Below are 15,386 nucleotides of genomic sequence, written 5' to 3' on the forward strand. Positions count from 1 at the left end.
ATAAGTAATGAAAAAGGTATTGGTATTATGTACCGGCAACAGTTGCCGAAGTCAATTGGCAGAAGGGTATTTGAGGCATTTTGCAGGCAGCAACGCCGAAATATACAGCGCGGGTATTGAAACGCACGGGGTGAACCCAAGGGCAATAGCTACTATGCTTGAAGATGGTATTGATATCTCAGGTCATACATCAAACAACATTGACGAATACAGGGATATTGATTTTGACTATGTGATTACGGTTTGCGACCATGCCCAAGAAAACTGCCCGTATTTTCCAAGCAAGGCACAACGGTTTCACCACAACTTCCCCGACCCTGCAAAGGCAAAGGGCAGCGAGGAAGAAATTACCGAACAGTTTAGGCAGGTGCGCCAACAAGTAAAAGAATACATGCAGCAATTTGCGGCTAAGTATTTGGCATAAAGAAATACAATAGGAACAGCCCATTTGAAACAAAGGCACTAAGGAACAAAGCTTATTTTGTACCTCAGTGCCTTTGTAGTTGTATAAAAGCACTCCTTAAGAGAGTCTTACGCTTTAGGCCAAGTAAAGTAAAAGTGTGCGCCTTGGCCTTTGGCAGATTCTACCCATACCCTGCCGTCTTTCTCTTCAACAATCTTTTTCACAATGGCAAGCCCTACCCCTGTTCCCTCTACTTTATCACGGGCTTCAAGGGTTTGGAAAATCACAAATATCTTTTCGTGGTATTCGGGTTCAATACCTTGCCCGTTATCCCCTACGCCAAACTTATACCATGCACCATCATCTTCACACGAAATATCAATCACCGGTTCGGGGTTGCTGCCATTGTATTTAATGGCATTGCTAATAAGGTTTGAGAATACTTGCTCAAGGGCAATCCGCTCAGTATTAAGTACCGGAAATTTGCCGTGCATAGTAATCTTGTATTGAGGCGGTGGCGAAAGCATCTCGATAATACTGTTTACCAGCACCTCTGTATCCACTTTTGAAGGGGTAACTTTTATACGCCCTGCACGAGAATAACTTAAGATACCGTTAATCAAATCTTCAAGCCTGCTTACGCGTCCGCGTAGTAGTTGGAATTGGTGTGCGGTTTCACCCTCAAGTTTACCTTCAAGGTCTTCCTCAATCCACATACTAAGGTTGTTTATAGCGCGCAACGGAGCTTTCAAATCGTGCGATACAATGTATGCAAACTGGTCAAGCTCCTTATTAATGCGCTCCAAATCACCTGTGTATTCTTTCAACCTGCGCTCGGCCTCTTTTTCTTTACTAATGTCCTGAAACACGCCTTTCAAGTAAGGTACACGTCCGTCTTCAATCACAGGCACACCTTTAGTTTTCACATCCAGAAGATTACCTTTTGCCGTTATTACTTGCGATTCGATGTCAAACGGCGTTTTATGATGCAGGGCAACTTTCACCGCCTCTATAATGGCTTCACGGGTTTCCTCGGTATAAAATAAGTGTACGTTGGCGAGTGTGGGAACAAAATACTCGTCAACCTCGTGTATGGTTCGCATTTCCTTGCTCCACATCACCTCACGGGTTTTCATGTCTATTTCCCAGCTTCCCACGCGGGCTATGTGCTGGGCTTCCTCTAACTCCATTTGCGATTTTAATATCCGCTGCTCGGCCAGTTTACTCTCTGTCACATCAAAATTCACCCCAATCATACGGATAGGTTTTCCGATTGCGTTTCTGTACAGTTTAGAGATGGCGGCTACGTATTTAATCTCGCCACCACCGCCCAATACCTTAAATGTATCGGCATAATCGCCCTGTTTACCGCTTATTGTATCCTGCACCCCGTCAAAAACACGTTGCTTATCCTCCGGATGAAGAGTTTTTTCAAAGGCATCGTAATCTCCGCCAAAATCATTAGGGTTAAGATTAAATAGCGAGTACATTTCTTTATCCCACAACAATGCCCCTGTTTCTAAATTCCAATCCCAAATACCCAGTTTTGCAGCGTTTATTGCCAGTGATAAACGTTCTTGACTTTCCTTCAAGCGTTCTTCGGCCATTTTGCGCTCGGTAATATCCAACCCAAATCCAATCATGTTTACCAACTCGCCTTCATCGTTCAGCAACGGCGACATACGTCTTAACACCCAAATACGGCCTTTAGGGGTTTCTATCGCTTCTTCAAATTCTATTTGTTGTTTGTTGTATGCAACTTTATTAAATATGGCTCTGCGGCTGTGGGCTACGGCTTTATCACGGCCATATTTCTCACAATAATCATAATCATCTTTACCAATGATAAACGCTCTCTTTTCAGGGTCGCGTATGGCCGCCTCGTTCACAAATAAGTAGCGGTGTTTATTGTCAAACACCACAATATCAGTAGGTATGCGGTTCAGTATTACTTCGTAAAAATCTTGCAGTCGCTTATTATTCTCTTCAGCCACTTTGCGCTCGGTAATATCCCGCGAGTTGATAACAATACCGTTTATACCGGGGGTATTAAGCAGGTTGCTTCCTATGCTTTCTACATCTACCCAACTACCGTTGCGGTGTCTCAGCCTAAACTCAATAGGGTCTGATATTCCGCCGCGTTCCATGCCTTTTGCAAGCTCGTATTGAGCTTTCTGTACATCGTCGGGGTGTATAAATTCAAAAATGCTTTTGCCTATTACATCCTCCTCGGTATAGTTAAAGGTTCTGTAAAACGAGGGGCTTTCGTATACCGTACGGCCTTGGGCATCTATAATGGTTGTTATATCATTACTGTTTTGCACCAACAGCCTGAAACGCGTTTCACTTTCGGTAAGTTTCTGTTCAGCTTCTACTTTTTCTGTTATATCGGTAATAATCCCTTGAAAGTGTATTGCCCTCGACTGTTTTGCATCCCACTCAATGCTGTTGTCAGAGTCAATCCAATGGTACTTGCCTTCGCTATCACGCATCCTAAACCGCAGGCTCACCCTCACGACTTTTTCTTTAAATGATTGCAACACCTTTTGGATGGTGGGTTTCACATCGTCGGGGTGCACAAAATCAGTAAAGGCTACTTTACTCTGAATCCACTCTTGGGCATCGTATCCCAATTGCGAAATATTTTCGGTGATGTATTCAATATTCAGCTTAAAGTTGGGTTTCCAGCGCACCAATATCGACGGGCTGTTTTGAACAATCAGTGAGGCGATTTTTTCTTTCTCTTCGGCCTCTTTAATGGCAGTAATATCGGTATGTGTTCCAATAAATCGGCTGCGCGGGTTGCCATCTCCATCCGTGCTTTGTATAATCTTGCCTCTGTCTAATATCCACTTATAGCTGCCATTTTTGCATTGCAATCTGTACTCGCTACGGTAGTTTTCTACTTTTCCGCTCAAATATGCCTCAAACAAATTCAACGCCCTTTCCCTGTCATCAGGGTGCACAATGTTCCACGCATCGGGCATTACAGGCGAAGGGTCTGAGACTTGATACCCCAGCATTTGTTTCCAACTATCCGATACAAACAACTCTCCCGAAACCAAGTTATAATCCCAAACACCGTCATCATTTCCGCTCAACGCATATTTCCAGCGTTCTTCACTCACCCGCAGCTCTTCATCCGTTCGTTTCTTTTCACTTATATCACTTTGAATAACAATAAAACCGGTTAGTATTCCGTCATCGTCATACATCGGGGTAGTATTTAGCGCTGCCCAATACCCCTGACCCGATTTTTTAAAGCCGTGTATCTCTCCTTCAAACGACACTCCTTCCTGTATCGACTGATATAGCTTTGTAACCGCATCAATAGTAAGCGAGGTATAAGGTTCGGAGCCTCGCAGCAGTTCACCGGGGTCTTTACCAACCAACTCTTCTACACTAAACCCTGTAATACGCTCAAAAGCAGGATTTGCCCATGTGGCTATGCCTTTGGTATCAATAAGTATGATGGCGTTGTTGGTTTTTTGTGCCACCAAGCTCAACCGCTTAATTTCTTCTTCGGCTGTCTTACGCTCGGTAACATCTACCTTAATAGCCATCAACTGGTACAAATCGCCGTGCGAATTGTAAAAGGGGATAATATTGGTAGCCTCCCAATAAATCTCACCGTTTTTCCGGCGGTTGCATATTTCACCGTTCCATATCTCCCCTTTTCTAAGGGTGCTCCATAGTTGCTGCCAAAATTTTTTGGTGTGATAACCCGATGAAAGTATGTTGTGATTTTTGCCTACAAGTTCCTTTTCACTATAGCCTGAAGCCTTGCAAAACTTTTGGTTTACTGATAAAATAGTACCCGTAACATCGGTAGTGCTTACACAAAAGCTTGAGGTAACGGCCTTATCAAACTCTTCATATTTTTTATACGATTCGGCCAGCTCTTCCCTAATCTGGTCTTTCTCTTTGTTTACAATATTATTGGCCTTAAACAGCTCTTGCGAACTAAGCTCAAGAATACGCTCCAGCCTTTTATAGTCCTCATCAAAACTCAGATAAGAGGCACTTATATCGTCCATTAAGGCGATAAACTCCGGGCTCGGGTTATTCTCTTTGTAATACTTCTTAATCTGCCGTTGCAATAACCTGTGCATATTTATCAAAATATAAAAAGGGTCTACGGGTACTAAAGGCACCCAATAAACCCTAGTTAGTTACTAATTAATTCTCAATTTTATTTCTCACTCATCAGCGTAACGGTCATGGTTTGGTTGTGCAACTCACATTTCAGGAATTTCATAAACGGCGATATCTCGCCATATGAGTAAAACCCTGTAATTACAGTATCGTCGCCAAACTGATTTTGCGCTGTTTCCACCTCTTCTTCAACCATCTGTTTCAACACCAATTTACGTCCTACACAACTGATAAGAATTGCCAAATCAGGTGTTTTTCCATCCCAATCGGCCATACTTTTTTCGGCTGCTTCCATGCTGCCGTCAGTCAGGCGGTCAACATTGGCTTTCATCAACCGTACGTACGACCCTTGCGGTATATCGCCCGCAAACGTCATTGATTTATCTTCTTCGTTTATTGCCAAAATGGTACGTACAATCGGGCGTTCGTCGCTATTAGTGCGTATGCTTAGCGGAAACAATAATGCCGATGCAGGCAACTCGGATGCTTTTTCGCCCAAAAACGATTTATATAAATCCAATGCCGGTTCGCCATCAAGCTCATACAGCACATTGTGTTTAGACTTGGTAACGTTACGTTCAATACCAAAACTATCCCATCCGCCCATACTGGCATATCCCAGTGTAAGGCCTTCGCCGTAAAAACCAACGGCTGCAATAATGTTTGAACCGGGTGCGGCCTCGTGTGTAAACACAAGTGTTTTTACAAAATCAGGTCCGTCACCCGCCAACCCTCCGGTTACTGATACCCCTTGGGGCAGTTCTTCCTGCATTCCGCGCACAAACTCACTACCGTTTACCACCAATCCGTCGGTAAGCACAAACAAGTGCCGCAGGTTATTGTGGTTAAACATTGATACAATTTTGCGACCTGCATCATAACTTTCATCTGTATTGTCAATCACCAACTGGTGAGATACAACCTGAGTATTCTCAAACTGAATGGCCGTAGCCGTAACTGTACCGTCGTACACTTTGGCTTCCAGTATCTCTCCTGAGGTACTGCATCCAATCATTTGTGCTTCGGGAAATTTTTGCCTCAATTGCCCGATGGCTTCCGAGCTTTCAATTACTTGCCTTTGTCCGAAAACTATTAATAGTGATGGGCTGATGGCCTCTGTTCCACCGGTTTGTGCCCATTCTTTTTTTTCAGTAAAATGGTATTGGGCTATCTTCATAAAATATGTTAGTTAAGCGTATCCATCAGCAATTTATCTTTTTGTATTGATATTTTATAAGTGCCTTATAAAAAAGAGTGAAATTGCCTCGCTTATCGATAAATTGAATAATTATTGCCTTTCCGCTTTTGATTTATTCCGAAATGAATAATTTTGTTAAGCTATACATGGATACACTATACGACCTTGCCGACCTTGAAGCCCTTGCAATGGGCGATAACGACTTTATGAAAGAGTTACTTGCTGCTAATGTAGAAAGTATTGAGGCCGGTATTGAAGCGATAGCCAAAAGCTACACCGAGGGTGATTTGGATACCATGGGTAAAGAAGCCCACAAAATTAAACCGTTATTGGCTATGCTGAAGGCAGACAAGCTGCACAAGCCTATAGTTGATATTGAATTATACAGCCGCAAGGAGTATAGCCCTGAGCAAGTGCAACGCGCCTATGCTGAGTTTGAACCACTTGCCCCTGTATTGCTGCAACAACTGAAAGAGTTGATTGCATAAGCATCCCCTGTTTATCAACCTATTTTATGATGTATTTACCGGTGCGGGGTTGTTGCAGTTTACCCAACGCTACATACCGCATTGCATCAATGGCATGGTTATTATAATCAACGGGTTTATTAATCGTTATCCCGTTTTTATCCGTTTGCCATTTATAACTGCGTAACTCTTTTATCAGATTGAGCGACGCGGCCGTTATGCACAACGGGTAACGGCGCAAAATATCTATCGACAAATTAATACTGTCAGGACCTTTGGGTGCCGATTTAATATTATAGCCTGCCCTGTAAATCTCTTCGATTGATTTAGGTTCTGCGGCATCGGCAAGCACCTCATCAAACCTTTGCAAACGAGCCGTATCAAGGTGGGCAGCTATATCGGGATTGGTCAAACCCGTTTGGTACAAATGCTCGTGCACAAACAGTTTTCCGTCGCCCATGCGCACCTCTACCAAAGCAGTAGGGTCATTACTAAAGCCAAAATCAAGGCCGTAGCCCACCAATTTTGCATCATCAGGCAGATGGGGCACAACCGTATAATTTATAAATACCTGCCCGCTAATATTACCGTACTCGCCCATGCCGAATATTTTCCAATATTCGGGATCGCTTTCCTGTAAATACTCAATCTCGGCAATAGTAATCGGGTCAAGAAAAGTGTTATCACGATAATTACTTACAATTACCTCTACATCGCCCTGTGTATGGGCACGTTTTTGTTCCAGTTCAGTATTTATCCAGCAATTAATATCATCAGGATTAAAATCAAGAAATGCCCTGCCCGACGTACGAAAAATTAACTGTTGCCATTCTTCAAAAGTGCACTCATTAGCCTCGTTAAGCCACAAGTGAGTACGTTTTCGCCCGCGCACTTTTTGTTCATTATCCAGCGAAAAAAACTCCAAAATATTGCTGCCGTATTTAATAATATTTTCGGTTTTATTGTGCTGCACCAAACCGTATAATCCGCTTTTGGTAAGCACTTCAACCACATCGCGCAAAGCGGTAGCACGCAACGCCGGAAACGATTTACGCACTACCGATAATATTTTATTTTCTCCGCTAAATAATTCAACAATAAAAAGCTGTGCCAACGAGTAGGTTTTTGAACTACGGGTACCCCCGCGGTTAATTACTATCCGTTTATTGCTGTTAAAATTCCGCTCGAAAACGGGAGTTACTTCTAAATTAATTATTCCTTCTGACACTGATTTCTATTTTCCGGATTTGAAGCCCGTCGTTGGTTAATTGCTTATCGGTATAGCCATAATTGGCCTTTAAATCAAAAATTAATCCCGTACTGTTTCCTTCCCCGTTTATCAGGGCATCCAGCACCGCCCCTTCTAGTGTATCGCGGATGGCTTCGCAGGTAGCTGCGGTAGCCTCACTTGCCAGCAGTTCTCCCCACGTTGCCCACGACAACTTCATGTGTACGCACCAAAAATCTTTAATGGTGGGTATTTTGGGTTGCGGTACGGTATGTTTCTCCCCGCTTTTCAGGGTAGTTTCAATACTGTGGTTTTTGCATTTATCAAAATATTCATCAAAACCTTTTTGCAGCGCGGCAGCGGTTATTGTTTTCGGTATTGCTTTTTTTCGTGGCATAATTATTTATTTTTTTCTCCTTTTGCCTCGCCTTGGGCAGTGCTTTCACCGCTTTGTTTATGTCGGGCATATACCGTCATCAGTGCTTGTATGTCCTCCATAAAGCAGGCGTGGCAGCTACTGCGGGCGGGTGCTAATCCAACTATTGACCGTAAATCATCAATGCGCAGTTTATCCTCGTGTGTAAACAGGCTCACCTTGGTTTGCTCCCACAACGCCCATTTCTCCTCAAGCTGTTGCAGGATTTTTAATTGATAGTTATTAAACATAGTTTTACTTATTTAAATATTTTATACAGGAAATGACTGATGGCAGAAGCCGCAAGTCCGTAGATGGTGATAATAATGGCTGATTGCAGGGTAACAGGGCGTTTTTCGGTCACCTCAGCCACAAAATGCAATACCGCTAACCAAAAGGATAAGCAGATGTGGCAATCGAGGGGTTTTAGTTTTAATTGGTGCAAGGGTATTTGAAACCTTGTATGCAACCACCTTTTTAATTGGCTTACAATACCTGAATAATGAACGACAGTAAGCGATGCAAGGGCAATGATGATTAATTTACTAAACAATGATATTGATTCCATACCCCTTAATTGGTTATGACAAAAAGTGTTTCAGGTCTTTACTTTCGCAAAATTCAAATGAAATTCACGGTCGTAACCGCAATATTTATATAAATTTTGCGGTAGCTATCGCAAATTTTGTGTTAAATTTGCGATTATGCACGTTGAAAGACAACTGCTTGCCCAAATGGAGCAACGCCTGAAAGGTAATAAAGCCATCATACTACTTGGCCCAAGACAAGTTGGGAAAACTACACTTATTAACCAATTGGCTGAAAAAAGCGGCGAGGAAACACTTTGGCTAAACGGAGACGAAGCCGATGTGCGTGAAGCTCTTACCAATACCACATCGGCCAAGTTGCGCGCTTTGATTGGAAAAAACACGCTGGTAATTATTGACGAAGCCCAACGGGTTGAAAATATAGGTTTGTGCCTGAAACTGATAACCGACAACATTAAGGGAGTAAAAGTGATTGCTTCCGGCTCTTCGTCGTTTGATTTGGCAAATAAGATTAATGAGCCGCTAACGGGGCGTAAGTGGGAGTTTACCTTGTTTCCCCTCTCATACAACGAGATGTGCCAACACCACGGTTTACTTGATGAAAACCGATTGCTTGAACACAGACTGGTATACGGTTATTACCCTGACGTGGTAACCAATCCGGGTGATGAGCAGGAAATACTGAAACAATTAAGCGATAGCTACTTATACAAGGATATTCTTACTTGGGAAAACATCCAAAAACCTGAAAGACTTGAAAAACTGGTACAGGCACTTGCTTTTCAAGTAGGGAGCGAAGTTTCGTACAATGAACTGGGACAGCAAACCGGGCTGGATAACGAAACAGTTGAAAGGTATATCCACCTGCTTGAAAAAGCGTTTATTGTTTTCCGCCTGCCCTCTTTCAGTCGTAACCTGAGGAACGAATTAAAGAAAAGCCGTAAAATTTATTTTTACGACAATGGCTTGCGCAATGCTGTTATTAAGCAGTTTAATGCCTTGGCCTTTAGAAATGATGTGGGAGCCTTGTGGGAAAACTTTTTGGTAACTGAACGCATGAAAACGCTTGAATACCAACGGGTATTTGCCAATCGATATTTTTGGCGTACCCACGCCCAACAAGAAATTGACTATATTGAAGAAAGGGGCGGGCAACTGCACGCTTATGAATTTAAGTGGAATGCAAAGGCCAAAGTACGGATGCCAAAGGCATTTGGCGAAGCATACCCCGAACATACCTTTGCCGTAGTAAACAAAAAAAGTATGGTTGATTTTTTATCAACCTGACAGCTTTCGCAAATTTCACATTAATTTTGCGATTACAACCGCAGCATTTATATAAAATTTGCGGTTGTAATTGTGATTACTTATTAAATGGTTTGCCAAAAGTGTTCCGTCATCAAAATCAGGCGCACTGTTATAGTAGTTGTAACAGCATTATAGGGTTACTCAACAATCAAAGAAGGGGGAATGCAAAACACCTTATCCAGCATATTGCAAACGAAACCTAACTATATTAGCAACTTAAAACCCTAAACTAAAAACTGAAAACTACTAATTAGTGTTTAAAGTGGCGGATGCCGGTAAACACCATCGCCATGTTGTGCTCGTTGCAGTAGTTTATACTCAACTCATCTTTAATAGAGCCGCCGGGTTGTATCACGCTCACAATACCTGCTTTGTCGGCAATCTCCACACAATCAGGGAAAGGGAAAAACGCATCCGAGCCCATCGAAGCACCTTGCAGCGATAAACCAAATTCACCCGCTTTGGCAATGGCATTTTTCAACGCATCCACGCGAGAAGTTTGTCCGCAACCAATGCCCAACAACTGGTTGTCTTTAGCCAACACAATGGTGTTAGATTTGGTGTGCTTCACAATCTTATCGGCAAACAACATATCTGCCACCTCTTGTGTAGTAGGTTTGCGGTTGGTTGGATAGGTAAAATCGGCTTCGGTTACTACTTTGTTGTCAGCATCTTGGTAAATGCTGCCGTTCAACAAGGTTTTATGCACCATCTCTTGTGCAGGAATACTCTTCAACTGCAACAACACACGGTTTTTCTTTTGTTTTAATATTTCAAGCGCATCTGCATCAAAGGCAGGGGCAATCAACACCTCAAAAAACAGGTTATTAATTTCAGTAGCTGTTGCAGCATCTACCGTACGGTTGCAGGCTATTATACCGCCAAACGCACTGGTAGGGTCAGCAGCAAGGGCTTTGTGCCATGCTTGGGTAAGGTTTGCATCGGTTGCCAATCCGCAAGGGTTGGTGTGTTTAATAATAACAAACGTGGGGCCTTCAAACTCATTCAACAGGTATAGGGCACTATCAACGTCGTTCAGGTTGTTATACGATATTTCTTTACCGTGCAATTGGGTAAATACTTCGTCCAAATTTCCACGGAAAAACGCCTTTTGGTGGGGGTTTTCGCCATAACGCAAGTGCGTATCCGTTACCCCTGCAAAGTAATTACCGATAGCAGTATCGTATTGCGAGGTACGGGCAAATGCTTGCTTAGCAAAATAACGACGGTCGTCTATACTGGTAGCACCACTTTTAGCCTTTAATACTTCGGTCAGCTTAGTATATTCAGCCTTATCAGCAATTACAATGGTGTCTTTAAAGTTTTTGGCCGCTGCGCGTATCAATGAAACTCCGCCAATATCAATCTTCTCAATAATCTCCGCCTCGTTATCGGTGTTTTTCAGGGTCTCTTCAAAAGGATAAAGGTCAACAATTACTAAATCAATCTCAGGTATTGCATATTCGCCCAAGGTTTTCATATCCTCGGCGTTATCCCTGCGAGCCAAAATACCGCCAAACACTTTGGGGTGAAGGGTTTTTACACGACCGCCCAATATTGAAGGGTACGCGGTTAACTCTTCTACAGGAACCACAGGCATTCCCAAACCTTCGATAAATGCTTGTGTTCCGCCGGTTGAGTAAAACGTTACTCCGTTGGCATGAAGTGTTTTGATTAGCTCGTCAAGATGGTCTTTGTGATATACAGATACTAACGCCGATTTGATTTTTTTGTCCATTCCCTTTGGTTTTGAAATAAACCGCGAAAAAACAACATTAAACCGACATTTTATAAACAAGTTGCCGACTCACTTTGCAGCCTTGTTTTTGCGAAACCGTTTCCAATCCAAATAAAGGCCAAAGGTGGTAAAGTTTACAAACCCCACCCCAAACTTATAATTGCTTTGCAAGTTCCACATTTGTATATCACCCGTTGGGTAATTAAAAGGAGCGTAGCCCACATTGGTATACCCAAAAATCGGAAGTTTCTTACTTTCAAAAGCAAAAAATACCCAAGCACCCGTACCGGTAAAAGTGGTGTTGGGGGCATTAATATCTTTATTCCCTGTTGCTGAGGGCTGCCCGTTCACAAAAAAAGAGCGTTTAAAATATAGCCTATCGTATAATGCTCTGGTAAACATAAAGCTGCCCCCCATTTTTACCCTATCGTTTTTACCTACATCAAGAGAGGTATAAAGAGAAGGCGTAATAGAAGTTGCCAGGTAAGACACATCTACTTCCATTCTACTTTCGCTGTTGTTCACAAATGGGGCATTATCCGTAAAATTTCGTTGATGCCTGCCGTGTGCTCGTTCCACTTGTAACGAGGCATAAAAACGCCCCGCTTTTTTGGTTGTAAAGAGGGGTGCATACAGTTGTCCTGCGTAGTTATAGCAAGTAAACCCTTTGTAGCCCAAAAAATAACCACCGGTAATACCCACATATTTTACAGGTGAAGTAGATACTTGTGCATGCGCACCCAACACCCCTATCGTTCCTGTGGCGCGTACTTGCCCACCATCGGTATAGGCGGCAGTATCAGGCAAAGGGTTAATGTAGGTGTAGCCAAACGGTGAGCAGGAAGCCACCATCAGCAGCAAGCCAATACACACCAGTTTTTGCGTCAATGCCATGCCGCAAGATAAAAGAATTGCTATCATCTTTTATCCGTCTGCAAACCTGCGCTTTTGTATTTTCGTTAAGTTAATAATGAACAAACGCATTTTCATCGGAGCCATCGTTTTGCTGTTATTTTCCTGCAAGCAAACAGCAGAGAAACAAGAACTCCCCTCCTATTTCTGTCGACCTGAACTGGAAACCTTTTTCGGCGGCTCAGATACATTGCCGGTGGTTACATTTTCTCCGAGTGATTCGTTTGGAAGTATTAAGCCATCATTTTTAAGACACTTTGATTCTATTAGCGAGAATATTTCAATTAGAGTTCCGATAAGTATAGATAGCCTCAAAAAAACTGTATACGTTAAGACTACCTTCGAAAATCCATTTGTAATTAAACCTATAGGATGCTATAGCCGAAGCAACATACTTAGAATACACCTTGATAATGATTCAATAACTATCAATAATGAAAATAAAATTCCTTATGATTCTCTGAAAAAACTCATCACAGCAGATATTCTAAACTACGGAAGAAATATGTATTTATCCGGAAGCCCCAACAAAATGGTAGTTATACTCAGATGGAATATGCAAATAAAAACAGAAGTTTTTAACCTGGCTTTAAAAAGCATTATCGACGGACACATCGAAGCTCTGAACATAACAAGTTCAAAGTATATTAATAAACACTTATGCAGTATTACAAAAGATGATTTTACAAAACTTACTTCATCTTTCAGATTCAACTTAATTCTTGCTTTTCCTGAGATACCGAGCGAATATTTAATTTTCCCTTCTATTGGGTAGTTAATCGTTAATCGAAAATTAATACCTCGCGAATTAGTTTCTCATATATTGCTGGTCAATATATTATCCATGAAAAAACTTTTACTTCTTTTTAGTCTATTGTGGCTTATTGCCCCCCAATTAAAAGCCGTTAACGAAGAGCCGGACAGTCTTTCAACAGAAAATGCTGAATTGCTTGATGCCCTTAAAGTGCTTGATTCTGCCCAACGCTTAAAATACCAAACCGGAACCGTTACCATTGGTGATGGACTGGCCACTATTAATGTTCCCAAAGGTTTTAAGTATTTAGACCCTGAACAAACTGAGTTTGTGTTGCACAAACTATGGAACAACCCTCCCGGCGGCGGCTATTTGGGGATGTTGTTACTTGAGAATGCTGATTTATTAGATTCAGCCTCGTGGGTGTTTACCATACAATACGACGCTATTGGCTACGTGAGCGATAAGGATGCTAACGAGGTTGATTATGAAGAGCTGCTGGCCGACATGAAAAAAGAGTCAGAAGAAGAAAATAAAACCCGTGTGCAATTGGGTTATGAAGCCATGCATTTTATGGGCTGGGCATCAACCCCGTATTACGACGAAAACAAAAAGATATTACACTGGGCTAAAGAATTTAGCGTTGATGAAACCTCAACCAATACCCTCAACTACAATGTTCGCATATTAGGCCGCAAAGGTGTTTTGGTTTTAAATGCCATTGCTGCAATGCCACAGCTTGAGGATGTAAAAAAGAACATCGACCCGCTTACAAATGCTGTAGAGTTTAGCGCAGGCAATAAATACAGTGATTTTAACCCCGATGTGGACGAAGTGGCTGCATGGACTATAGGCGGCTTGGTAGCAGGTAAAGTGCTTGCAAAAGCGGGTTTATTTGCCGGATTAGCAAAATTTGGCAAAGTAATCATCTTAGGCTTGATTGCCTTGGGTGCCGGAGCTGTTAAGCTGTTTAGGGGTAAGAAAAATAAAGAAACTGCTACCGACGGTAATACCACCGCATAACAATAATTATTGCACAATTTTAAACCGCAATCTTACCTTTGATAGTGTATGAAATTGCTCAAAGGTTTTATTAAATGGTTTTTAATCGCATTGATAATATTCAATGTAGGGGTACTGGTTACAGGCAATGCACATTTGTACAAAGCACTGTCGCGTACCTATTTTATCGGGCGCACAGGCCCCTCCATTGATGATTATACAGCGTTTGAAAATCGTGATGTAAAAACGGGTACCCCGCAGCCGTGGCCTTTTGCAGCCAACTACAATAAAACTCCGCTGAAAGATGCGGACAAGAAATACCACGAGAGTATTGGTACAGTAGCCTATTTGGTGATACACAACGATAGTATTGTACACGAAAGCTATTGGGACGGTTATGGTGAAAACTCATACTCAAATTCATTTTCCGTAGCTAAAAGTGTGGTTTCTATGTTAGTGGGATGTGCCATTGGGGACGGTTTGATAAAAGATGAAAACGAACCCGCCGTGAAATACCTGCCCGAGTTTAAAGAAACATTGGGCGATAAAATCACTATCCGGCACTTGCTTACCATGAGCTCAGGCATTGGCTTTGACGAGAGCTACGGAAACCCCTTCGGGATGATGGCAAAAGCCTATTACGGAAAAGGGGTAAAAGAACTGGTAGGCGACTACAAACCTGCCACTGAACCGGGCAAACAGTTTGATTATATGGGAGGAAATACCCTACTGTTGGGCTTTATTGTAGAAAAAGTAACCGGAAAAAAATTGGGTGATTATGCCGCTGAAAAGATATGGCAACCCATTGGTGCGCAAAACCCTGCCAAATGGACGATTGATGCCAAAGACGGTGATGAACGTTCGTACTGCTGCTTTTACACCAATGCCCGCGATTTTGCCCGATTAGGTAAATTATATAAAGACAGTGGCCGCTGGAACGGTAAACAACTGATACCCCAAGAGTTTGTGCTAAACTCGGTAAAGCCTGCTTCTGATGTGATGGACGGTACTCAACCCCTCAAAATTTACGGCTACCAATGGTGGTGTATGCAATACCAAAACCGCCCGTTGTTTTATGCAAGGGGTATTAAAGGCCAATATATTTTGGTGGATTATGCCACCAACACTATTGTAGTAAGGCTTGGACACAGGCGCGAAGGTAAAAACATTGACGGTCATCCATCAGAAACCTTCCGCTGCCTTGAAATGGCCGAATACCTTAAATAATTACCCTATTAAACTAAAAGCAAGGGTGAAA

Annotated in this window: 14 protein-coding genes; 6 read left to right on the top strand and 8 right to left on the bottom strand. The window is 42.4% G+C overall.

Annotation, left to right across the window (positions count from 1 at the left end; all coding sequences use genetic code 11):
- Positions 1-7 precede the first annotated feature (7 nt).
- Positions 8-424: an arsenate reductase ArsC gene (locus tag F9K23_06830; protein KAB2916908.1), complete on the top strand. Its 417-nt coding sequence runs from the start codon at positions 8-10 to the stop codon at positions 422-424.
- 107 nt (positions 425-531) lie between these two features.
- On the opposite strand, the gene F9K23_06835 is transcribed toward F9K23_06830, so the two are convergent.
- A complete protein-coding gene (locus tag F9K23_06835) occupies positions 532-4,515 on the bottom strand; it encodes a PAS domain S-box protein (protein KAB2916909.1) in 3,984 nt (1,327 codons plus the stop codon).
- An 80-nt stretch (positions 4,516-4,595) separates the two neighbouring features.
- Complete coding sequence (locus F9K23_06840) at positions 4,596-5,735, bottom strand: hypothetical protein (GenBank protein KAB2916910.1); 1,140 nt, start codon at positions 5,733-5,735, stop codon at positions 4,596-4,598.
- A 143-nt stretch (positions 5,736-5,878) separates the two neighbouring features.
- Between F9K23_06840 and F9K23_06845 the strand changes: the two genes are divergently transcribed.
- Positions 5,879-6,244, top strand: coding sequence for a hypothetical protein (locus F9K23_06845; protein KAB2916911.1), 366 nt, complete (start codon positions 5,879-5,881; stop codon positions 6,242-6,244).
- Positions 6,245-6,263: 19 nt separating this feature from the next.
- Here F9K23_06845 and F9K23_06850 read toward each other — a convergent pair whose 3' ends face one another.
- From F9K23_06850 to F9K23_06865, 4 genes are read right to left on the bottom strand one after another with little or no spacing between them, the layout of a single operon-like run.
- Positions 6,264-7,451 carry a hypothetical protein gene (locus F9K23_06850; GenBank protein ID KAB2916912.1) on the bottom strand — a complete coding sequence of 396 codons (1,188 nt, stop codon included), beginning with the start codon at positions 7,449-7,451 and terminating at the stop codon, positions 6,264-6,266.
- A complete protein-coding gene (locus F9K23_06855; protein KAB2916913.1) occupies positions 7,432-7,848 on the bottom strand; it encodes a hypothetical protein in 417 nt (138 codons plus the stop codon). Before F9K23_06855 ends, F9K23_06850 begins: the two co-directional genes overlap by 20 nt.
- 2 nt (positions 7,849-7,850) lie before the next feature.
- Complete coding sequence (locus F9K23_06860) at positions 7,851-8,117, bottom strand: hypothetical protein (GenBank protein ID KAB2916914.1); 267 nt, start codon at positions 8,115-8,117, stop codon at positions 7,851-7,853.
- Between the two features lie 8 nt (positions 8,118-8,125).
- On the bottom strand, positions 8,126-8,434 hold the full coding sequence (locus F9K23_06865) for a hypothetical protein (GenBank protein KAB2916915.1): 309 nt from the start codon (positions 8,432-8,434) through the stop codon (positions 8,126-8,128).
- Between the two features lie 136 nt (positions 8,435-8,570).
- Between F9K23_06865 and F9K23_06870 the strand changes: the two genes are divergently transcribed.
- The gene (locus tag F9K23_06870) at positions 8,571-9,701 is read left to right on the top strand and encodes an ATP-binding protein (protein KAB2916916.1); all 1,131 of its coding nucleotides are present in this window, start codon (positions 8,571-8,573) and stop codon (positions 9,699-9,701) included.
- A 271-nt stretch (positions 9,702-9,972) separates the two neighbouring features.
- On the opposite strand, the gene purH is transcribed toward F9K23_06870, so the two are convergent.
- Positions 9,973-11,460, bottom strand: coding sequence for a bifunctional phosphoribosylaminoimidazolecarboxamide formyltransferase/IMP cyclohydrolase (purH, locus tag F9K23_06875; protein KAB2916917.1), 1,488 nt, complete (start codon positions 11,458-11,460; stop codon positions 9,973-9,975).
- Positions 11,461-11,529: 69 nt separating this feature from the next.
- Positions 11,530-12,381 carry a hypothetical protein gene (locus F9K23_06880; GenBank protein KAB2916918.1) on the bottom strand — a complete coding sequence of 284 codons (852 nt, stop codon included), beginning with the start codon at positions 12,379-12,381 and terminating at the stop codon, positions 11,530-11,532.
- Positions 12,382-12,430: 49 nt separating this feature from the next.
- Here F9K23_06880 and F9K23_06885 point away from each other — a divergent pair, with 49 nt between their 5' ends.
- The 3 genes from F9K23_06885 to F9K23_06895 all read left to right on the top strand — a co-directional run bounded on the left by F9K23_06885 (position 12,431) and on the right by F9K23_06895 (position 15,355).
- Entirely contained in the window at positions 12,431-13,147 is a 717-nt protein-coding gene (locus F9K23_06885; protein KAB2916919.1) for a hypothetical protein, read from the top strand.
- A gap of 69 nt (positions 13,148-13,216) precedes the next feature.
- Positions 13,217-14,149: a DUF2167 domain-containing protein gene (locus F9K23_06890; protein KAB2916920.1), complete on the top strand. Its 933-nt coding sequence runs from the start codon at positions 13,217-13,219 to the stop codon at positions 14,147-14,149.
- A 48-nt stretch (positions 14,150-14,197) separates the two neighbouring features.
- Positions 14,198-15,355: a serine hydrolase gene (locus tag F9K23_06895; GenBank protein KAB2916921.1), complete on the top strand. Its 1,158-nt coding sequence runs from the start codon at positions 14,198-14,200 to the stop codon at positions 15,353-15,355.
- Positions 15,356-15,386 lie beyond the last annotated feature (31 nt).

This window comes from Bacteroidota bacterium, from assembly GCA_008933805.1.
GTDB lineage: Bacteria > Bacteroidota > Bacteroidia > UBA8524 > UBA8524 > SB11.